17 protein-coding genes and 1 riboswitch are annotated in these 22,674 nt (G+C 35.6%); of the genes, 13 read left to right on the top strand and 4 right to left on the bottom strand.

Going from position 1 to position 22,674, the window contains the following annotated elements; translation table 11 throughout:
- The first annotated feature begins 132 nt into the window (after positions 1–132).
- From JFV29_RS14745 to JFV29_RS14730, 4 genes are all read left to right on the top strand, one after another.
- Entirely contained in the window at positions 133–1,365 is a 1,233-nt protein-coding gene (locus tag JFV29_RS14745; protein ID WP_201184837.1) for a Zn-dependent hydrolase, read from the top strand.
- A 191-nt stretch (positions 1,366–1,556) separates the two neighbouring features.
- Positions 1,557–1,757, top strand: coding sequence for a DUF3311 domain-containing protein (locus tag JFV29_RS14740; protein WP_053346153.1), 201 nt, complete (start codon positions 1,557–1,559; stop codon positions 1,755–1,757).
- Positions 1,754–3,244: a sodium:solute symporter family protein gene (locus JFV29_RS14735; RefSeq protein ID WP_201184835.1), complete on the top strand. Its 1,491-nt coding sequence runs from the start codon at positions 1,754–1,756 to the stop codon at positions 3,242–3,244. The genes JFV29_RS14740 and JFV29_RS14735 overlap by 4 nt, the downstream gene beginning before the upstream one ends.
- Before the next feature lie 137 nt (positions 3,245–3,381).
- On the top strand, positions 3,382–4,248 hold the full coding sequence (locus JFV29_RS14730) for a nitrilase-related carbon-nitrogen hydrolase (RefSeq protein WP_201184833.1): 867 nt from the start codon (positions 3,382–3,384) through the stop codon (positions 4,246–4,248).
- A gap of 122 nt (positions 4,249–4,370) precedes the next feature.
- On the opposite strand, the gene JFV29_RS14725 is transcribed toward JFV29_RS14730, so the two are convergent.
- Positions 4,371–4,937 (bottom strand): peptidoglycan-binding domain-containing protein, encoded by a 567-nt coding sequence (locus JFV29_RS14725; RefSeq protein ID WP_201184831.1) that lies wholly within the window; start codon positions 4,935–4,937, stop codon positions 4,371–4,373.
- A gap of 1,350 nt (positions 4,938–6,287) precedes the next feature.
- Complete coding sequence (locus tag JFV29_RS14720; RefSeq protein WP_056523721.1) at positions 6,288–6,662, bottom strand: DUF2294 domain-containing protein; 375 nt, start codon at positions 6,660–6,662, stop codon at positions 6,288–6,290.
- 244 nt (positions 6,663–6,906) lie between these two features.
- Positions 6,907–7,048, top strand: a riboswitch (cyclic di-AMP (ydaO/yuaA leader).
- Positions 7,049–8,034: 986 nt separating this feature from the next.
- Here JFV29_RS14720 and kdpA point away from each other — a divergent pair.
- The 6 genes from kdpA (at position 8,035) to JFV29_RS14685 (ending at position 16,408) form a co-directional block, all read left to right on the top strand.
- Positions 8,035–9,708 (top strand): potassium-transporting ATPase subunit KdpA, encoded by a 1,674-nt coding sequence (kdpA, locus tag JFV29_RS14710; protein WP_201184829.1) that lies wholly within the window; start codon positions 8,035–8,037, stop codon positions 9,706–9,708.
- 22 nt (positions 9,709–9,730) lie between these two features.
- Positions 9,731–11,770, top strand: coding sequence for a potassium-transporting ATPase subunit KdpB (gene kdpB, locus JFV29_RS14705; protein ID WP_201184826.1), 2,040 nt, complete (start codon positions 9,731–9,733; stop codon positions 11,768–11,770).
- Between the two features lie 24 nt (positions 11,771–11,794).
- On the top strand, positions 11,795–12,352 hold the full coding sequence (kdpC, locus tag JFV29_RS14700) for a potassium-transporting ATPase subunit KdpC (protein ID WP_201184824.1): 558 nt from the start codon (positions 11,795–11,797) through the stop codon (positions 12,350–12,352).
- A gap of 61 nt (positions 12,353–12,413) precedes the next feature.
- Positions 12,414–14,738 (top strand): universal stress protein, encoded by a 2,325-nt coding sequence (locus JFV29_RS14695; RefSeq protein WP_201184822.1) that lies wholly within the window; start codon positions 12,414–12,416, stop codon positions 14,736–14,738.
- A gap of 674 nt (positions 14,739–15,412) precedes the next feature.
- Positions 15,413–15,877: a YjfA family protein gene (locus JFV29_RS14690; protein WP_201187841.1), complete on the top strand. Its 465-nt coding sequence runs from the start codon at positions 15,413–15,415 to the stop codon at positions 15,875–15,877.
- Positions 15,878–15,967: 90 nt separating this feature from the next.
- Positions 15,968–16,408, top strand: coding sequence for a YjfA family protein (locus JFV29_RS14685; protein WP_376109738.1), 441 nt, complete (start codon positions 15,968–15,970; stop codon positions 16,406–16,408).
- A gap of 82 nt (positions 16,409–16,490) precedes the next feature.
- On the opposite strand, the gene JFV29_RS14680 is transcribed toward JFV29_RS14685, so the two are convergent.
- Positions 16,491–16,646: a hypothetical protein gene (locus tag JFV29_RS14680; RefSeq protein WP_201184820.1), complete on the bottom strand. Its 156-nt coding sequence runs from the start codon at positions 16,644–16,646 to the stop codon at positions 16,491–16,493.
- Between the two features lie 222 nt (positions 16,647–16,868).
- Here JFV29_RS14680 and JFV29_RS14675 point away from each other — a divergent pair, with 222 nt between their 5' ends.
- The gene (locus JFV29_RS14675) at positions 16,869–18,668 is read left to right on the top strand and encodes a S9 family peptidase (RefSeq protein WP_201184818.1); all 1,800 of its coding nucleotides are present in this window, start codon (positions 16,869–16,871) and stop codon (positions 18,666–18,668) included.
- A gap of 467 nt (positions 18,669–19,135) precedes the next feature.
- On the opposite strand, the gene JFV29_RS14670 is transcribed toward JFV29_RS14675, so the two are convergent.
- The gene (locus tag JFV29_RS14670) at positions 19,136–19,849 is read right to left on the bottom strand and encodes a class I SAM-dependent methyltransferase (protein WP_201184816.1); all 714 of its coding nucleotides are present in this window, start codon (positions 19,847–19,849) and stop codon (positions 19,136–19,138) included.
- Between the two features lie 177 nt (positions 19,850–20,026).
- Here JFV29_RS14670 and JFV29_RS14665 point away from each other — a divergent pair, with 177 nt between their 5' ends.
- Together JFV29_RS14665 and JFV29_RS14660 are read left to right on the top strand one after the other, a co-directional pair.
- Positions 20,027–20,290: a hypothetical protein gene (locus tag JFV29_RS14665; protein WP_201184814.1), complete on the top strand. Its 264-nt coding sequence runs from the start codon at positions 20,027–20,029 to the stop codon at positions 20,288–20,290.
- A gap of 436 nt (positions 20,291–20,726) precedes the next feature.
- On the top strand, positions 20,727–22,568 hold the full coding sequence (locus JFV29_RS14660; RefSeq protein ID WP_201184812.1) for a sigma-54 interaction domain-containing protein: 1,842 nt from the start codon (positions 20,727–20,729) through the stop codon (positions 22,566–22,568).
- The last annotated feature ends 106 nt before the right edge of the window (positions 22,569–22,674 follow it).

Here is a 22,674-nt window from a genome sequence, read left to right as displayed (position 1 = left end):
TTACTTTTTCAATGCAAGGGTAGTATTTTCACTGCAAGGATTTCCCGAAGAGCTTACATTTTTTTTAAAAGTGAAAAGCCGAAAAAATCGCTTTAAGAAATTTAGCAGTTTATTTGAAAGGGGATATGCTCTATGAAAAAACAAAAATTATTAATTAATGGTGAAAGGCTAAGTAAAACGCTTGAAAAATTTGCGGATTTTGGACGAACAGTAAACAATGGTGTCACTCGCCTATCACTGACTGAAGAAGATCGTTTAGTTCGTGATTACTTTTGCTATTGTTGTGAAGAATTGGGAATGACCATTAAAGTTGATGATTTGGGGAATATTTACGCTACATTAGCAGGAATTGAAGACAAGCCGCCGATTGTAATGGGTTCACATATGGATACAGTAAAAAAGGGTGGACGGTTTGATGGCATCTTAGGAGTAGTTGCTGGTTTAGAAGTTGTGCGAACCCTAGTAGATAATAATATCAAACCCAAAATTCCGGTTATGATTGTTAATTTTACTAATGAAGAAGGAGCTAGGTTTGAACCTTCTATGATGTCATCGGGAATTCTTTCAGGAAAATTCGAAAAAACTATTATGCTGCAAAAAACAGATAGTGAGGGAACTACTTTTGACGAAGCATTAAATGCTAGTGGGTATGCAGGTGAAGTAGAGTCTCGTTTAAAAGAAGCTACAGCATTTTTAGAGTTGCATATTGAACAAGGACCTATTCTTGAACGTGAATCACTAACCATAGGTGTTGTTGAATGTGTGCTTGGAATGGTTTGCTATGAAATCGAAGTAACAGGGGAATCTGATCATGCCGGAACCACTCCTATGAATATGAGAAAAGATGCTTTCTTTACTACGAATAGCTTAATCACAGAGGCTCGTCAAAAACTGGGTATGCTTGACGACGATTTAGTTTTTACGATGGGAAGGGTAAATGTGTTTCCTAATATTCATACGGTTATTCCAAATAAAGTTATTTTCTCGTTAGAAGCTAGACATAAGGATCCAAAAACTATTAGGCAGGTAGAGGAAATAATTGAAGGACTTACAACACCAGGTTCAAAGGATGGATGTGAAATCCAAGTAACAAAATTATGGGACCGGGATACCGTTTGGTTCGATAAGTCAATCTGTGATTTGTTAGAACAATCTACTAATTCATTAGGTCTTTCATATAAAAGAATGGTAAGTGGAGCTGGTCATGACGCCCAGTTCATAGCTAGTTACATTCCAACTGCTATGGTTTTTGTCCCAAGTATTAACGGTAAAAGTCATTGTGAAGAAGAGCTTACCACATGGGAAGATTGTGAAAAAGGAGTAAATGTGATTTTAGAAACTGTACTTGCCATACAGTCTAAATAAGAATTCTTAGTAAGAATAATTAAAATAGAATTGATTTGTAATTTGTTTGTTGTATGGATTTAAGAACATAAAAGGGTGACTAATGTTTATCCATCATACCATCAGTAATGGATAAAAGAATCCTTACTGATGGTGATTCACTTAATCTAAAGATTAACTATTGAACCTACGAATTACAGGGAGGGTATAATTTGAATGCTATTAAGCTATTGCTCTGGGTACCATTCATAGGGTTTTTAGTTTTTCTGCCCTATGCAAATAAAATAGAACCTTACATATTAGGAATGCCTTTTTTGTTATTTTGGGTTGCATTTTGGATGGTGATGGCTTCGGTTATTTTAATGATTGTATATAAGTTCGATCCTGATAATAAAGGGAGTGATCTAGAATGAATATCTCATTATTTATTATTGCTATCTTCTTAGTTCTAGCTCTTTATTTAGGGATAAAAGCAAGAAAAGGAAAGGATATGGATATGGAGCAATTTGCCGTAGGCGGCAGGGGCTTCGGTACATTCTTTATTTTTCTACTAATTGCAGGTGAAATTTATACAACATTTACGTTTCTTGGTGGAAGTGGATGGGCTTACTCAAAAGGAGCAGCGGCTTATTACGTACCTGCATATATATTCTTAGCCTATGTACTATCTTATTGGTTAGTGCCCAAAATATGGAGATATTCAAAGCAACATTCAATTATTTCTCAGCCAGATTATTTTGCATCAAAATACAGCAGTCGTTCAATGGGGATGTTAGTGGCTGTTTTGGGAAGTTTGGCACTTGTACCTTATATAGTTATACAACTCAAAGGGTTAGGGATAATTGTTTCAGAAGCTTCTTACGGAGCAATTTCACCAGTTGCAGCTAGTATAATAGGTGCCATCGTTGTAACAACTTATGTAATGATATCAGGTATTCATGGCTCAGCATGGACCGCTATACTTAAAGATTTTATGATATTGGTAGTTGTAATATTTTTAGGTATTTATATTCCGTTCCATTATTTTGGAGGAATTCAGCCAATGTTTGAGACGGTTCAGTCTGCTAAACCTGAAATGCTAATCTTAGCTGATCAAGGGCTGAGTCAATCCTGGTTTATCTCCACGGTTTTGTTAAATGCTTTAGGGTTTTATTTATTACCACAAACATTCATGGTTGTTCTTTCGTCAAATGGAGAAAGAACGCTTCGTAAAAATGCAATTGCTTTACCACTATACACCTTGTTATTGCTCTTTGTTTTTTTCATAGGTTTTGCAGCTATTATGGAAATCCCGGGTTTGCAAGGGGCTGATGGAGATCTTTCGCTTTTAAGACTAGCGATACAAACATTTGATCCATGGGTAATCGGATTAATCGGAGCTGCAGGCTTATTGACCGCTCTAGTTCCGGCTTCCGTTATGCTAATGGCTGCATCGGTAGGGCTAACAAATAGTTTTTACAAAGTTTTGGTTCCAGCAGCTAATGAGAAACAACAATTAATTGTCTCAAGATTAATAATAATTGGTATCTCAATCATTGCCTTAATCGTAACGGTAACAGGTGGCGAAGCGCTAGCCATCTTGAATATCATGTCGTATAGTTTAATTACTCAATTAGCACCTGCATTATTTTGCAGTTTACCAAAAATCAATATAATTAATAAATATGGAGCAATTGCTGGGATATTTGCTGGAGTGCTTATTGTTTTATATGCGACAATTTCAGGTGTGAAAATAGCTACATTTCTGCCGAATATACCACACGTAATTAATGACATCAGTACAGGTGTTATAGCGTTGTTAATAAATATAATAGTAACGTTTATTGTAAGTGGACTAACTAAAAACATCACTATTCATGGTAAGCAAATGAATAATATGAATAAAAGTAATATTTCCTAATTCCTACTCTAGTTTGAAGTTGTCATGTCATACACTATCGTTGAAATGGTTAACTAGACCAAGGGGGGCTTTGGGCGTATAAATGAAATTAATGATTATATCATTGCTACAAAAAGAAATAAATTGGGAGGGGTTCTGTGAAAGTCAAAATTACTGCTTGTCAATTTCGTGTAGAAAAAGTAGCATCGTTTAATGAATTCCAGAAACAAGTAGAAGACTTAATCAATCAAGTTCCCGAAAACTCAGATTATATTATTTTTCCTGAACTGTTAACTATCGGGTTATTAGCGACTTTTCCGGATCAGAATGCTTCGTCATTAATCAAGATCGACGAATATACCACTCAATATAAAGAACTTTTTAGTTCGATTTCAAGAAAAAGAAAGCAGGTTATTATTGCAGGCTCACATCTTGAATGTCGTGAAGATGAGTACTTTAATATTGCATACATTTTTGATAAAGATGGATCTTATGTTGAACATAAAAAAACTCATATCTTTCCTGCTGAAGCAAATTGGCAAACCTCTGAAGGGAATACACTTGAAGTGTATTCTATAGGTCCGGTTAAGATTGGCATAGCTGTGTGTTATGAAGCTGAGATACCAGAAATATCAAGAATACTAAGTGTAAACGGAGCAGACATTATTTTCTGTCCATCATACACTTTTACTGAGGCTGGTTTTTGGAGAGTACGCCATTGTGCTCATGCACGTGCGATTGAAAACCAAGTATACTTTGTTCATTGTCCTACTGTTGGTGAACCAGGAGACCCCCTACCTAATGGATATGGGCGTGCAAGCATATTAAGTCCTTGTGACAAAGCTTGGCTAGCCAATGGGGTAGTAGCTGAAGCAGAAGTTAATAAACATACAGTAATTACCGGTACAGTGGATATTGACGAACTCTATGAGAATCGGAAAAGTGGTGCAGCAACAACATTTAAAGATAGAAAGCGCCGTAAAGATGTTTATACAAAGTATGAGCCTTATATGCTGCTGAAATAATGTACCACATATTTTGTTAAATAGACTCTATTGTTATGGTAATGTAAGGCTGTCGAGAAACCCTCGACAGCCTTATCTATTTGTTGAGTTGATTCACATGATGGCTTATTTATTCACACAGCCTATTCTTGATAATTAAAGAGAATGTCCCAGGTTTCTGGACCAACAATTCCGTCTACTTGCAAACCGAATTTTTTCTGGAATTCCTTCACTTTGACTTGAGTTTTTAGTCCGAAAATACCATCCACTTTAATTGATCCCCCTGCGTCATTAAGCCGCGCTTGAATTCTAGTCACATTCATACCTCGATCTCCAATTTTAATAACATGACCTGGATAAGGAAACTCGGTTTGATAAAGTGCAGTCCAAGTGGACAGTCCAACTATCCCATCTGTGTTTAAATGTCTTCGCATTTGAAATTCTTTGACCTTCTTAAGCGTAATCGAACCAAAAATGCCATCCACTGAGATTGGGACGTTGTTCTTGTTTAATTGGTTCTGTACTTTCCTCACTTCAGGTCCTTGATCCCCGTATTTTATGACATGACCCGGGTAAGGATCACTTGCATTTACATAATGAGTGATGTTGGATTTGACAGCCGTTGAGGCTTCAGTCATTGTAGGGAGTAAAATTTGAAGTGCTATGAATCCAGCTGTAGACACTCCTATTAAGGATTTTTTCATGCTCATACCCATTTCCTCCTTAAATATTAAAATGGTAAACATAACACAGGTATAACTCTTGTTTCCTTTTTACATATTTTGTATATAATGTAATTATATACTCTATTGAGTTCTGATGCAAAAAAATTCAGGACAAATGCAAGTATTCTCTAAATCTTAGACATAATGATACTACTACTGTACAAAATGTGTTGGATCTGTATGGAAAACCAAAATTGTTTATAGTAGCATTATCACCCAAACATGGATTGCTAACAGTGAGATGATACCCACGCGGTACGAATTGAGCTCTCGTAATGAAGTTGAAATGATGGAAGTACGTGGCTTATTAATGGCTTACTCAGCAATAAATATACCTGCTTTCACAATGATATAGTAATTTGATGTTGTTAAGTTTTTATATTCAATGTCATAAGATTAATTTTATCATAATAATATATTCCTCAAATTATAAACAAAGTTAAGGTGAGGATACTTGCTATGTCAACCTTTTTACAATTGAATACACTATTTATTAATATCTTAATATAAGAATTTCCGTTTGTGTTAATCGATGTTTTTGTGGCTAGAAAAATAAAGATGTTTGTTAGTGAAGAAATGGTTGGGAAAGTAGTGCCGAAGACAACCTAATACAGTAGTTATTACGGAGATGAAGATTATTAAGAGTTAAGGGAGGAAGAATTTAAGGCACTCTCCACAAAAAAGAGAGTATGGTTTTAAATGATAAAAACTACCTATAAGGATTAGATATCCTATATAATTTCCCAGGTAACTTTATGGACAAAACTATTGAGTTTTATGGTATTACATTTTATGGAGAAGCAGTGAGTGCTAAACTGCTCTCTGTAATATGATTCCGAGTTATACATTATATCGCTGATTTAGGGGAAATTATCCTCAATTTATTACCAGCCATTCAAAGCAACTATTTCGTATCTCATAGCCCAAGATTGGAATACACTTGAAGATTCTGACAATCCTTACACCTATAAAAAGTATTAAATTGCTGGAATTTAAAATGCAGAAACATAATAAGTACAAATTACGGTCTTTTGATTTAACGAAAACGTAAAAAACATCGGTTAAGATGACAACATTCATAGTCATCCTACTGATGTTTTTTATTAAAAAAGCTCAATAAAAATAATCCGGATTTTGACCGTATAGGTTACAGGATGTTATTGATGAATAGGATAAACATCCGACAAATTCTCAAATAAAAATAATCTTAATATAGTAATTTATTATAATCGTAATCTTGAGCCTTTAAGGATATATTTTGTACTAATACTAAACAAGTTCGTTCAAAAACTTCAATACTTTTTATCTTCATAATTTCAAATCAAGTACTATTATTTATTTGATAGTTTCTAAGTACCTCTCTAAATCCTTATCCATAATAAAAACTTCGATTCTTTCACCTGTTTTAGTGCTAATATCACTATGGGAGGAAAGAACCTTGCATCCAGTATGATCTTCAACTATTTTTTCGTAATCCTTGGTGTACATTTCACGAAGAAGCGAACGCATTTTTTTTACAAGTTTTTTGCCGGAATTGTGACTGACAAGGTGCTTTTCTTCCACTGTCAGAACACCTTTAAAACGAGTAATCAACATGTCATTAATTAAATATGTTTTGGCTTCCTGTGGTCCTCTGCCAATAAGATCACGCTGGAATTTAATAAATGCTTCACTTATTTCAGCCTCAAGTTTCTTTTTAGAATTTAACATATTGCCTCCATTTTATCTCAGGAATTTATGGGGTTTATCATAATGCCCAATCTAAGTTCTTGTCAATATGAGTTTGTAAAACTTTAGAAAAATCCGTAATATATAGGATTTAAGAGTAAATAAAGGTTTTTATGGATAAATTTAATTGAAATGGACTTATATGAATGAATTTGAAGTTTTTTCGAGATTTAATGAGGTTTACAAACCTTTAATGGTGAGCGTAGAATAATCCTCATAAATAACAATTTGATATCGGCCAAATCTCAAGTAATTGAGAACGGAGGACCCACTATTATTGGGGTTAATTCTGCATTTGCAGAAGGGATGAGACACTCTTTCGCCATCCTACCCGTCAGCTAACTTCGTCGGCTAAAGCGAAGGAGGTCATTAGACCACCTTAATTCAGGAGGCTTTTTTTGTTGTGATTAAAGCAAAAAAGCAACCTGTCATTTTAGTAGGTCTTTTTATTATGCCTATAAATGAAAAGGTTTCTTGGAAGACTGATCGCAGAGAGAGCTGTATAGCTTGCTAGGCGTTAAGTAGACCAATGAGTACTTTTTCTCCAACAATATGTTTGTTTGTGCAAGTCATTCTTTTTTCCGCTGCGTGAATGTTTTTTACGCTGCTGGAATCTGAATAGAATTTGCATGGCTGCATACTGGAGAGAGAGTAAGCATTGGTCTATTTTTTATGTTTTAGTAGTTAGGATTATCTAACCAAGAAAAAATTAAGCGTGGAAAACAAAAAAAGTAAATGGAGCGGTTGTATGGGAAAAGTACTGATTAGAAATTATTCAAATTTAGAAAAGATAAGCATCTTGGCAAGCCATATGCACACAAATAATCTGCAAATATTTGACTATGACAAAAAGTGGTTTAAGACCACTATCAATTTGCCCGAATGCACTAGCTTTTTATAACTATATCTCTTTCCTAATTCTCTTATTGATGGAAATAACTTTGTTAGAATTTTTTCAGAGTTCAAACCTTTCAGACTAATAGTTGTCACTTGTCATAACCAATATATTAGCATGTGTTAAAGAAGGGGAGCTGATTGTGTCATCGGCTTTTAACAAACAATGTTCTTTAGTTTAATTGCCAGTAATTATTAAGCGGTGGAAAAAAGAAAATTATTATTAATGGCTGTTTGGAAGAAGAAGGGAGAAATTTACATGGATTTTGTATCGATATTACTTATAGCTATAACTTTTTTTCTCTTTTTAGGATTTATTCTTTTTTGTAACAAAGTTATAGAAAAAGAGGGAGAGTAGAAAATGTTTTTATTTCTTATCGTCGGAGCGATTACATTGTATTTAATTCATGCTCTAATTTATCCAGAAAAATATTAATAGTTACTAACGGAGGAAAAGTAAATGGATTTTTTACAAATCGGCGTGGTATTGGCACTTGTCGTTATATTCTCCATACCAATGGCCAAATATTTAACGAATGTTTATTCTCTTGAAATAACCAAACAAGATAGCGTGTTTGGAAAAATAGAACGAGTTATTTTCAAACTATCTGGCATTGATACAAATGATATGAGATGGCAGCAGTATGCCAAGGCACTGCTATTGAGTAACTTAGTAATGTTTATTATCTCGTACATTATCATTCGCTTTCAAGGTGTTTTACCAGGTAACCCTAGTAAGATAGACAGCATGGAGCCATTGTTGGCATTTAATACTGCTGCAAGTTTTCTTACAAATACCAATTTACAGCACTATAGTGGAGAATCGGGTCTCTCTTATTTATCTCAAATGGCAGTAATTATATTCTTGATGTTTACGACACCCGCTACTGGTCTTTCATTATGTATGGCATTTTTTAGAGGGTTAACGAATCAGCGGAGTATAGGAAACTTTTATGTGGATTTAATTCGTTCAATTACTCGGGTGCTACTTCCATTATCTATTTTGATTGGTTTAGTTCTAGTGTCACAGGGGGTGCCGCAAACACTTAATCCTACGGCAATTGCTACCACATTAGAAGGAGCCACGCAAAATATTGCAAGAGGGCCTGTAGCTGCATTGGAGTCTATCAAGCACATTGGTACAAATGGAGGAGGTTTCTTTGGGGTCAACTCAGCCCATCCATTTGAAAATCCTAACGGTTTTACAAATGTCTTGGAAATATTATCTATGTTTCTGATACCTGCAGCTCTTCCATTCACTTTTGGATATATGGCGAGAAATAAGAAACAAGGCTGGATCCTTTTTTCAGCGATGGGATTAATGTTGCTTGTCTTCTTAAGTATTACTTATATCAATGAAAAAAATGGTAATCCAGCATTAGAGAAAATAGGTCTTTCACAAGAGAATGGGAGTATGGAAGGAAAAGAGGTTCGTTTTGGTATTGCTCAGAGTGCATTATTTACAAGTGTGACAACAGCTGCTACTACAGGCTCTGTTAACAATATGCATGATACCCTTACTCCACTCGGAGGCATAGCACCACTGGCCATGATGATGTTGAACTGTGTGTTTGGCGGTGATGGAGTAGGAACGGTAAATATCCTTATGTATTCAGTAATGGCTGTATTTCTTGCCGGACTTATGGTTGGCCGTACACCTGAGTTTTTAGGTAAGAAAATTGAAGGAAAGGAGATGAAATTAATAGCAATAGCAATTCTTCTGCATCCATTAATCATCTTAGTACCCTCTGCCATAGCTTTAGCAACACAGTTGGGTTCATCGGCTATTTCAAACCCTGGTTTTCATGGTATTTCTCAAGTAGTCTATGAGTTTACTTCTTCTGCAGCCAATAATGGTTCTGGTTTTGAAGGTTTAGGTGACAATACACCATTTTGGAATATTTCCACTGGTTTAGTCATGTTGTTTGGCCGTTACTTCTCAATGATTGCAATGATTGCTGTCGCTGGATCATTACTCGCTAAGAAACGTGTTCCAGAAACAATCGGAACATTTAAAACAGATAATAGTACGTTCCTTGTTATTCTTTTAGCTACTGTTTTAATTATTGGAGCATTGACTTTCTTCCCAGTAATTGCACTTGGGCCAGTCGCTGAGTGGCTAACGATTAGATAAATGTTGAAAAGGAGTATTCCAAATGAGTACAAAGCGTAAAGCAAACGTAAGTAAGAAAATTGTTTTAGAGGCGATTAAAGATGCGTTCAAAAAATTAAATCCAAAAGTAATGGCTCGTAATCCAGTTATGTTTGTAGTTGAAATAGGGTTTGTTATTACCCTTCTCCTTTCAATATACCCTGCACTTTTTGGTGGAATATCAGAAAGAGGATATAACATTGCAGTGACCATCATTTTATTTGTGACCATTATTTTTGCTAATTTTGCTGAAGCTCTGGCAGAAGGACGCGGAAAAGCACAAGCTAATAGTCTTAAAAAGACAAAGCAGGATACTAAAGCAAGGTTAATCCAGAAAGATGGCAGCATAAAAATAGTCGATGCAACAGAACTACGCAAGGGCGATACAGTTTTAGTGAAAGCCAATGATTTAATTCCAACGGATGGTGATGTAATCGAAGGAGTGGCTGCTGTAGACGAATCAGCAATTACTGGTGAATCAGCTGCTGTAATAAAAGAGTCTGGTGGGGATTTTAGTTCGGTAACAGGTGGAACAAAAGTTATTAGTGACTATATCAAAGTCAAAGTAAGTACTGATCCTGGGGAATCTTTCCTTGATCGTATGATTAACTTGGTAGAAGGAGCTAAAAGACAAAAAACACCTAATGAAATTGCCCTTAGTACTCTGCTTGTTAGTTTGACACTTATCTTTTTGCTTGTATGTACTACGCTAGTACCTATTGCTTCATATATCAAAGTGACATTGCCAATCGCTACCTTAATAGCATTACTGGTATGCTTGATTCCTACAACAATCGGAGGTCTACTCTCTGCTATTGGAATAGCGGGAATGGACAGAGTAACACAATATAATGTAATTGCGAAGTCTGGAAAATCGGTAGAAGCAGCTGGTGATATTAATACGATCATCCTTGATAAAACGGGAACCATCACACATGGGAACCGCATGGCTGCTGCCCTTTTACCGGTTAGTGGTATAAGTCAAGAAGAGCTTAACAAATTTGCGGTATATTCATCTTTACATGATGAAACTCCAGAAGGCCGTTCTGTCATAGAATTTGCAAAAAAATCCGGCTTGTCTGAAAAAGAATTAAATAAAAATGGTACGGAAGGAATAGAGTTTACAGCTGAAACCAGGATGAGCGGAACTGACTTTACTGATGGGAAAAAGGTCAGAAAAGGTGCAGTTGATGCAATAATCGAAAACATCCTGTATCAGGGGGGAAAAGTCCCAAGTGATTTAAAAGACATTAGTGATAAAGTAGCCATGCAAGGCGGGACGCCACTTGTTGTTATAGAAGGAAATCGTGTACTAGGTGTTATTTACTTGAAAGATACAGTAAAACCAGGTATGAAGGAACGTTTTGATGAATTACGAAAAATGGGCATTAAAAGCGTGATGTGTACTGGTGATAACCCGTTAACAGCTGCGACTATTGCTAAAGAAGCCGGAGTAGATGATTTTATTGCCGAAGCAAAGCCTGAAGATAAAATTTCTGTTATTAAGAGGGAACAAGCGGAAGGTAAACTTGTAGCAATGACTGGTGATGGTACAAATGATGCGCCTGCGTTAGCACAGGCTGATGTTGGATTGGCAATGAATACAGGAACAAATGCAGCAAAGGAAGCAGCTAATATGGTGGATTTGGATTCAGATCCTACAAAAATCATTGAAGTGGTAGCCATTGGAAAACAATTGCTTATGACCCGAGGTGCCTTAACCACCTTTAGTATTGCGAATGACGTGGCTAAATATTTTGCGATAATCCCTGCTATGTTCATGTTGGCTATTCCTCAAATGAAAGCTCTAAATATTATGGGATTAGCAACACCTCAAAGTGCTATATTATCAGCTTTGATATTTAACGCCATTATCATTCCATTGCTAATACCATTAGCTATGAAAGGTGTTAAATATGTTCCTATGAGCGCCACAAGATTGTTAACAAAGAATTTGTCTCTATATGGATTAGGAGGAGTGTTAGTTCCTTTTATCGGAATTAAATTTATTGATTTAATTCTTGTGATGTTTAGAGTTGCTTAAAATTAAAAATAAGGGTGAGAATTCATGTTAAAGAATATACGTACAGTTTTCGTACTACTATTTATTTGTGGAATTGCGTATCCGTTACTGATGACAATGCTAGCTCAGGTGATAATGCCTGTAAAAGCAGAGGGTAGCTTAATTAAAAATGAATCGGGTGAAATTATAGGCTCCGAAATGATTGGTCAATCTTATAAAGATCCGGGTTACTTCCATGGTCGTATTTCTTCCATTAATTACGACGCAGCCGGCTCAGGTACGCCAAACTATTCTCCATCAAATAAAGAAATGATTGAAAGGACATTAAATGATATTGAAGAATTTTTAAATGAAAATCCTACAGTAGATAAAGCAGATGTACCTTCTGACTTAATGACAAATTCGGCTTCAGGACTTGATCCAAATGTTACTCCTCAAGGAGCGATTGTTCAGGTTCCCCGTATTGCAAATGAGAGAGGATTATCTGAAAAAAGTTTATATAATCTTGTTGACGAATACACGGAAAGTCGTTCATTTGGACTTTTTGGTGAACCTCGAATTAATGTTTTGAAGTTAAATATAGCATTGGACGAACTAGAATAATTTTAATTAGGAGAGTTTTTCTACTCTCCTTTTACCTTAGAATGAAACTGGAGGTAGTAATATGCCAGATCAATTTCGTAGAAAAACACCAGATGAAATTCTACAGTCGATCTCTAATATTAAAAAAGGCAGGCTGAAGATCATACTTGGGGCTGTATATGGTTCAGGGAAAACCTATCATTTGCTCCTTGAAGGAAATGAGTTAAAAAAACGTGGGATTGACGTAGTTGTCGGGGTAGTTTGCACATCGAGTAGTCCTAAAACACTTGAGCAATTAGGCTGCCTAGAAATTATACCTTCTATCGAATGGGAGCAAAACGGTCATGTTAGACAAGATTTGAATATGAAGGAAATTTACAAACGAAACCCGGAAGTAATTTTAGTTGACCAATTAGCTCATAAAAATCATTCATCTGCTAAAAACCCAACTAGATTAGAAGATGTTAAGGAATTAATAAACAATGAGATTAGTGTCATAACAACAATAAATATTTACGAGTTGAAAGGAGTGAAAAAAGTTGCAGAGCAATTACTACAACTGCCACTTCATGTAAATGATACTGTACCCGAAGATACATTGACGCAGGCAGATGAAGTACGTCTTTTAGATGTTACTCCTGAAGCAATTTTAAAACGTCTCCAGGAAGGGGAAATTGAAGAAAAAGACGAACAAGCCAAAGGACTTGTGCAATTATACAATAAGGATAACCTAGCGGTACTTAGGGAACTGTCACTCCGGTTTTTGGCTGGAGAAGTGGAAGAGGATCTAACTGAATATCGAGAAGAGGAAGGGTTATTGGGACCTTCAGGTGCTTCTGAACGGATTTTGGTATGTGTACAATATCATTGGAATGGATCCATCTTAATACGAAGAGGGGATCAAATAGCCAAGCGTTTAGGTGGGGAGCTATTGATTGTTAGCTTTGTTCCAACTCAAAGAAAATTATCTAAAGAAGAAGAAATGTTTAAAAGATCCATGCAAAAACTCATTAATAAATTAAATGGAAAATTTGAGGAAATGACAATAAAAGGGGAAGAAATCGCTGAAGAAATAGTTGAATATGCCATGCAACATTATGTAACTCGAATTATCCTTGGTCATTCTAAAAGGACGAGATGGGAAGAGATTATTCACGGTTCAATAGTAAATAGAATATTGAGAAAAACGAAAAATATTGATGTGTTTATTGTAGCAGACCGTGCAGAAGTACATGGAGAAAGAGTAATACCCGCTATTCAGTCAAAAACAAGGAAAAAAAATCCATATCAAAGACTTTCTCCTGATGAAATAAAAGAAAAAATACAAGGAGTAAAAAGAGGTACGTTAAAAATTTATATTGGGGCTGCACCTGGTGTAGGAAAAACATATACCATGCTGAGGGAAGCAAATCAATTGAATCAAAACGAAATTGATGTTGTGATTGGATTATTGGAAACACACGGGCGTAAAGAGACAGCAGCGCAAATTGGAACTTTAGAAATCATACCTCGAAAACATATTACATATAAAAACGTAGTACTTGAGGAAATGGACCTTAAGGCCATAATTATTCGCAATCCTGAAGTAGTGCTGGTAGATGAATTAGCACATACGAATGTACCCGGAAGTAACAACCAAAAACGTTATCAAGATGTAATTGCCATTCTGGATGCCGGAATTTCGGTTATTTCTACAATGAATATTCAACATGTAGAAAGTTTAAATGATAGTGTAAAGCAAATAACAGGAGTGTGTGTAAGAGAAACTGTTCCAGACAGTTTTCTTCATTTAGCAGACGAACTAGAGTTAATTGATATCTCCCCAAAGGCACTCAGACAACGGATGCAGGAAGGATATATATATGCTAGAGATAAAGTAGAACAGTCACTTAGCAATTTCTTTAAGACACGAAACCTTATAGCATTGAGAGAACTTACGCTCCGTGAATTAGCAGATGATGTGGATGACAGATTAGAGTCATTAAAACGAAAAGAGGGAGTAAGAGGGCCGTGGAGAAAAGAAGAAGTAATCTTTGTCTGTGTAAATCTTAGACCAGATTCTGAGCGCTTAATTAGAAGGGGATTTCGTATTGCCTATCGTCTTAAAGCTAAGTGGTTTGTTGTGTACGTTAAAGATCAACCATCTCTGTCAAATGATGAGCAGAATATACTCGATAAAATCATAAGTCTTACGAATCGATTAGGTGGTAATTTCGAATTATATTCAACTGCAGACAGACGATTAGTGGTTGGTGAAATAACTAAACAATTAAAAGATAAAAAAGCGACACAAGTTATCATAGGGCATTCAGCAAGATCGAGATGGCAAGAAATTAAACAAGGTTCCATTGTTGCACGTCTACTAAGAGAGTCTAGACATCTCGATGTTCTGGTGGTAGCTGATTAAATGACATGTTTGGCTAGCGATGAAAGAGATCTCTTTCCCAATTTTCTAGTGCTAATACTTGCTAAGAAAATTTTTTTTAGAATTCTTTAGATAAGGACCTTAAAAGTTGTTGTAAATTTCAACATCTGTGCTGAATACCGAATATCAACGTTTTAAATTCCCCCAAAAATAAAAGTTAATCATCTTATCACCTAATAGAGTTGGAGTGTTAAGACGACGCTAACTAAAGACTCGATTTTTATCAGAAAAATTCCCTCTATGGTTTATAAAAAAACGGAAAAGAATGCTTACAAATGCTCGTTTTTCTTTAATGATCTTGCCTACATTCAATTGGTTCCTGTCCCGTTTTCAACAAACAAAGAACGACCCAAAACCATTATGTCTTTGGGTCCGTGCCAAATACCCCGCTAACGGTAACCAGATGGATAACTTTATACGAAAGGTCAGTGTATATTTTCTTAGTTTTACAACTATTTATAATCAAAAGCTCATGAGGATAGTTAGTTTTACGTCTGTTTTACAGATGAAAAAACGAGACATATCAGACTGTAAGAGCAGTAACAAAAACCGTCCGTAAAGTATTTCATAAATTTAGGGAATTTTACACTTACGGAAATATCCCATAATTGTAATATAAAGGGTGGATGAATTTCATGAAGGGAATGATTGATGCAATGAAAAGAATGGTTTTATGTATTTCATTGACTTTTGTAGCTTTTTTTGTCCTTTTTGGCTCCCTTGATTTCTTTACCAACAAGGCATCTGCAGAAACCCACGCCTATGATGGAAAAAGCCCTTACTACAATAGTTGTGCGGCTAGTGCGGTTACGAAGAAGAATTTGAAAATTTATGCAAACGGTGCTTCTGCAAATTTAGAGTTGAAATTCAGTACAACTTGCAAAACCGCTTGGGCAAAGATTACTCTAAGCAGGCCAGCTAAAACTGACGGAGAGGCAACGGCATTAGTCGTCCGGAACACTGATAATAAACAATATAGTTGTGCATCTCCTGGAGGAAATGGGGAGATTAATAAAGGTCAAACAACATGTTATACACCTATGGTATATGATTTAGATCCGCGAAAGGCGAAAGCAGTTGCATTTTGGCCATATACGGCAGGTGAAACCGGCTGGTATTAATGATAAAGCAAAAGCCTTCTTCTACTTTTATGTAAAGAAAGGATGAATGACTTGAATCATAAACTTAAAATGATAGGTTTATCGTTAGTAATGATGTTGTCGATGTTCGTTATTGATTTTTTTATATTTGGGAATAATCAAGCACTAGCCGAAAATCATAATTATGATGGAAAAAGCCCTAACTATAATAGTTGTGCAAGCTCGGCTGTTACGAAGGATACAAAATGGATTGATTCCGTTTCGTATGTAGAATTGAAATTCAGCACTACCTGTAAAACTGCCTGGGCGAAAGTTACTGTTACGCGTCCGGCTGTATACAATCATGAAGCGGATGCTAGAATCGTTAGAAGCACAGATGGTAAAGCTTATACGTGTAACAGCACAGGAGGAAATGGAGTTGTAAATAAAGGGCAGACCTCATGTTATACACCAATGGTATATGACTTAGACCCGCGCAAGGCACAGGCCCAGGGGATACATGCAATCCCTAATAGTGACGCCTATAAGAAAGCGGTAACTATTTGGTATTAGAAGTGGTCTTTGATCATCATATAATGATTAGATGATAAATATTTCTTCAGAACAAGCCTAGCTCTTTTTTTGTGTGGATTTGTCAACCGAGAGCCATTCCATTGCGGAGTGGCTCTCTTTTTACTTTTTCTGAATGCCCTCCCTTTCCATCTGGATCTGGCTTAATACCTATGATAACAAGTGTCGCTTTTTTGTCTTGTAATTGATTCGTTATTGGGATGTGTACAAAGAGTTCCATGAAATCTTCGTATTAACTAATTTAATAATAGTGATTTGTTGAGAAGTATTTTATCTTGTAATGGTGATTATATAATTACCATTTCATCCTGTTAAATTGAATGGTACTTTAGGTCGGGGCAATGATCGCAAGAGTAGTAGTTTTATTTTTAAATATAAGGTAAAATATGGTATAATAATTACAGATTTTTCATTATATTAAAAATATAAGGAGTTGCAAACGATGATTTCATTTCCTAAGCCTGATGTTGAGCAGTTTTTGCGAACTTTTTCTATTGGTGATTTTGCACTTAGTCCAGATGAAAAGCAGCTGGTTTTTAGTACGAATTTGAGTGGCAAGTATAATTTATGGGGGATGAATCTGCCAAACACCTTCCCTTATCCGCTCACATTTGTGGATCAAAGCTGCCAAGGTCTTTTATATGATAAGCAAAGCAGGTTTATTATTGCTGGATTTGACCAAGACGGCAATGAAAATACTCAATTTTACGGGATTCCCTTGCAAGGTGGGGCGATGAAGGAAATTGTCTATCATGAAGATACTCGTAATTTTATGCCGATGTTATCGGAAGACAGCAATAAACTTTATTACACTTCATCGAAAGGAAATCCGTCCTATTTGAATGCCTATTGTTTAGATTTAGAATCGGGGCGTGAAACAAAGGTTCTAGAAGGAAAGGATGCAGCAACGTATTTATATGGCTTAAGCCCAGATGAAGAAACCTTACTATACTATAAACACTTTGCTAATACATATACTCTTCTATATGCGAAACGCGGCAATGAAAATATCCTGCTTACGCCTCCTACTGAGAAACAACACACAGTTAATGATGGTGTTTTTGTTTCAGATTCAATGGTATATTTACTGACTGATTATGATTCAGATTTTACCTATTTGGCTTCATACAACCTTGAAACAGACCAATTCAGTAAAGTTAAAGAATTGGAAAATGAGAGTTTTGATGGCTTAAAATATAGTAAAGAGCATCAATTATTATATGTAACTAGTCAAAAGGGTGTAGAGGATCATTTATATGAATACAATCTCCAAAGTACTGATTGGAAGAAGCTTTCGTCCCCTTGCAGTGTCATTGAAAAGCTTGAAGTCGCTAAATCAGGCACTCTGTACTTATTAGGAAGGAGTGCAACTAATCCTCATAATATTTATAAACGATTGGGAAATGAGTGGATATCATTAACTCAGTATTCTGTTCCTGGAGTAGATTCAAATGACTTAGTTGAACCGGATGTCATAACATACCCATCTTTTGATGGTATGGAGATTGAAGCATTATTTTTTAGGGCAAAAAAGGAAAATGATAATGGTGAAGTTATTTTCTGGCCTCACGGAGGTCCACAAGCGGCAGAACGGAAATTTTTTAGAGCTTCATTTCAGTTCTTTTTAAATCATGGGTACAGTATTTTCGCTCCAAACTTTCGTGGTTCTTCTGGTTATGGTTTGGAATTCATGAAAATGGTAGAAGGAGACTGGGGATATGGGCCACGCTTAGATAATGTCGCTGGTCTAGATTGGCTGATAAAACAAGGATATGCACAAAAAGGAAATATTCTATTAATGGGTGGAAGCTATGGTGGTTATATGGCTCTTCTTCTACACGGTCGCCATGCTGATTACTTTAAAGCGGTTGTTGATATTTTCGGTCCATCAAATCTATTCTCTTTTATCAATTCGGTTCCTGAAGATTGGAAGCCGGTTATGGATCAATGGGTAGGAAATCCGGAAAAAGATAAAGAAAAGCTCATTGAGTATTCTCCAATCACTTATTTAGACTCTATGACAAAGCCAATGCTTGTTATTCAAGGTGCAAACGATCCTCGTGTTGTCAAAGAAGAATCAGACCAAATTGTGCAAGCATTAAAGGATAAAGGAAGAGATGTTGAATATATGTTGTTAGAAGATGAAGGACATGGCTTTTCCAAGAAAGAAAATGAAATTGCCGTCTATCAAAAGATACTTTCATTCTTTAATCAATTCGTTCGTTCAAAAGAGAAAGCATAAACTAAAATTCTTGTTTGGGACTCCTCCGAAGCTACAAAGTTTATGAAACTATTAGAAATTACCAAATAATAATTGTATAACCTAAATTAGGATTTTGAAGGGAATCATTCTTCAACAGGACTAAAACACTAATTTAGCTGACACAATTTTTATTTAAGCTATTTCTTTGTAAATAAAGCGGAGTCCTTAGATGTAATAAGGAAATTAAGGAATTTAAAGTGAAAAAGAGGTTGTTTCAAAATTCGGACAGCCTCTTTAAATTTTTTTATTAATTAATTTAAAGATGAAAATATGAAGCCGATTTAACGATAATTTCATTCCCTTGGAGATTTTATACTTTGCACAGTTTGTTAGTTACGAATTCAAGTGGAATGTATAATTGATAGAGATGAATGGAGAAAACAACCCCCTTATCAGATTTGTTCCATAAAAATATTTGCATATATATATATTAGAGTTTTATTGGGCTATTCCTTATTTGCCCTAAATACTCTATATCCCAAACTGTTTCCACAAGTTAGGACAAGCCGATAATGTTCCTCTATGATTTGTTCCAAAGATTCATTTAAAGGAAGAATGAGGTTATCGACAGCTGATGAATTTTTTAATTCTTCTAAAACTGTATTCGACTTTAGAATTTTTAGATTTTTAAATCCCTCCTTTTTGAATGCTTTTAACCATTCCGATTGTGTCAAGACATTCGTTAAATTATAGAATTTCATTATTTCCTTTTTTTGATTAAGGTTAAGTTCAGTCTCTGCCGTCATATCAATAGAAATCAAAGTACCACCAGGTTTTAGGACTCTGTAATATTCACAAAGCGATTGTTGAATATTAGTGAATGCTGTTGTGGATTCAGCCATGATAAAATCAAAATAATTATTAGTAAAAGGTAAATCTTCTATGGAATTCATATAAACATTACTGGGGATGTTAGCTTGTTGAAATCGTTGGTTTGCATGTTTTACCATCTCAGAGTGATTATCCAATGCGAAAACTTGGCAAAGAAAGTGTTGAGCCAAGAATTGAGATGTTTGCCCTGTTCCGCATCCAGCATCAAGGATTTTTGTGGATTGGTCTATTTTTTCATTCTTTAAGAGTTGTTTAGTTAGTTCAAATCCTCCAGGATGAGCCCCTTCAATTCCTAAGAATGCTAAGGCGTCTTGGTATGAATGATTCATTGCATTGTCTCCTTTAAAAAAGTAATTCATTTATTTTATGCAGCTGAATCAATGCGTGATTGAATTCAACAAAAAGGAAATTTGAAACAGACTTTTCATTGGTATTGGGTGTTTAATCTATGCAGGCTAGTCCCCGGATGCATACGATGTAGAACGATTAAAAAGGGGAGTGTTAAAATGGGAAACCACAATTATTATCATAAGTGCAGGCAAGGTGTTGGAAGACCAGTAGAAATTCGTACAAATAGAGGGACGGTTCATCGTGGAATTATACATCGGGTTACTCCTAACCGTGTTTATATTCGCCCAATTGATGATGGTGGTAACATTGGAGGATTTGGTTATGGTTTTGGTTTTAATTCAGGATTTGGTCGGGGGGCTGCTAATGGATTTGCCTTTGGGGCAATTTCGTCCTTAATCTTTCTTGCATTTCTTTGGTAGTAAAATAAAATAGAACACTAAAAAACCTGAAAAATAGATTCAGGTTTTTTTATTTTGTTTCGCGGAATGTCATATTAGTGGAAATAATCTAGATGAAAAAAGGTACAAAAAAAAATAAAGGGGATTTTCTCTTCACTTGAAACCGGAATTTTTTCAATAAACCTGAAGACGAAGCGTTAAAGCAAGAGAGCCAGAGGGTGATAGTACTCTTATAAACAGTTCACATTCTTGATATTTCAGGGCATCTATAGAAAGTGAATTTTAATATTTTTTTCACTTCAGGCTTCTTTATGGAGGAAGAATTGCAATCATGAAAACCTTTGAAATATATATTTGGGCATGAAGTTATCGTGCCATATATTGTATGTAAAGTGTATAATTGTAATGGAAATGATAGATTTGAATCCCAAATATGTGTGTAACAAGGAGAAGTGTAATGATTGCCTTATATAAAATGAGTGACTCATTGGAAAATCAAATTGGAAAGCTGTTTCAAGGAGTAGGATACAAAACTGCTCGTTTTTATTCTGTGAATGCTTTGTTAGAGCAGATTATGAACCCGATGGTCATTATAACGCCCGCAATCTATCAAAAAGAATTAGAAGCTCTTCAAGTTCCAATTCTACCGCTTTCCATTCGTCTGGATGATATTGAGAGAATGAAAGAAAAAAAAGGTCTAATGAATGATTCTAGCAAAAAATGTTGTGTTGTTGCATCAGAAGAAGAAATTAAATGGCTAAAAAAAGAATATGATGAGAATCCACGAATCTCATTACATTTTGTCAGTAAAGAAGAATTTTTTTCAGCTGGTATAAAACCGGATAGGGTGTATGTAGCTCCCGTTTGGATGAAAGATTTACTCACTCATTCACATACAGGAACCGTACATCTTATCAAACCCTCCCTATCTTCTTTGATTTCTAGTATACAAATGGCAATTTCCATAGACAAATTAACAGCAAGTATAGCCATGGAAAGGTATCAGGTAGAAGCTATTGTTAAATCTGCTCACGATGGAGTTGTGGCAGTAGACCATGAGGGAAGAATTACAGTAGCTAACGAACATGCGAAAAAACTATTAGGTCTACAAGATGGAGTAAAAGGACATAAGATTACGGAATTTATCCCTCATTCCGATTTGATGCGCATTCTTGCAACTGGAAAAATAGAAATGGGGGATATTGCAACAGTTATGGGGAGGCAAATTGTCATTAACCGATTCCCAGTGATTGTCAAAGGTAAAATTGTTGGGGTAGTTTCAAGTTTTAAAGAAATCACTAATATTAAAAAAATGGAGCTTAAACTTAGAAAGATGTTACATCAAAGTGGACTTGAAGCAAAACATAGACTGAGTGATATTGTTGGTCGATCCTCGGAATTGATAAAGGCTAAGGAATTAGCCCAGCGATTTGCTCAAACTGAAGCAACTGTATTAATTACAGGTGAATCTGGAACCGGAAAAGAATTATTCGCACAAGGTATTCATTTGGCAAGTCCACGTGTACTGGGTCCTTTTGTTGCTGTAAACTGTTCTGCATTACCAGAAAGCCTGTTGGAAAGTGAATTATTTGGCTATGAAGAGGGGGCATTTACAGGGGCGAATAAGGGAGGAAAAGTAGGTCTATTTGAACTTGCTCACGGTGGTACTTTATTTTTAGATGAAATCGGTGAAATGCCTCTTCATATCCAAGCTCTATTATTGCGTGTTCTTCAGGAAAGAACAGTGCGAAGGGTCGGGGGCGAACGTGTTGTGCCAGTAGATGTTCGAATCATTGCTGCAACAAATCGAAAATTAGAGGAAGAAATTAGAGAAAAAAAGTTTCGAACTGACCTTTATTACCGAATTAACGTTTTGAATGTTGAGTTACCACCTTTGCGCGATCGATTAATCGATATTCCTGACCTATTGGAGGCAATTGTTAATCAATTCAACGAAAAACGCGAAACGAAAATCGTTAGTATTGACCAAGAGGTATATACATTATTTAAGGCATATGACTGGCCAGGAAATATAAGGGAGCTCAGAAATATAGTTGAACGAATGGTACTGCTTGAGGAGGGAACAACCTTAACAGTGCAAAGCTGCGAATTCCTTTTACTAAAGCTTAATAGGAACAAAAGCCAGAAAAATCTTTCTGATTTAAGCATTAAAGTGAAGGAACGAGAACTGATTGAGGCGGCATTAAAAAAATATTTCAATAACAAAACTAAGACGGCACAAGCACTTGGAGTAGACCGATCTACTTTATGGAGAAAACTAAAAGAATATAATCTGTAGTGTTTCAAAATTCAACACCTTGTTGTAATTTAAAACACTTATCGAAGGGTTAATAAAATAGAAAACCCTTTTATCGCTTAATATATCTGAATTTTCAGTATTTTAA

This window comes from Peribacillus sp. TH16, assembly GCF_016651095.1.
Taxonomy (GTDB): Bacteria; Bacillota; Bacilli; order Bacillales; family DSM-1321; genus Peribacillus; species Peribacillus butanolivorans.
Note: the sequence above shows the minus strand (reverse complement) of the source record. Positions and strands in the feature narration are given on the sequence as shown.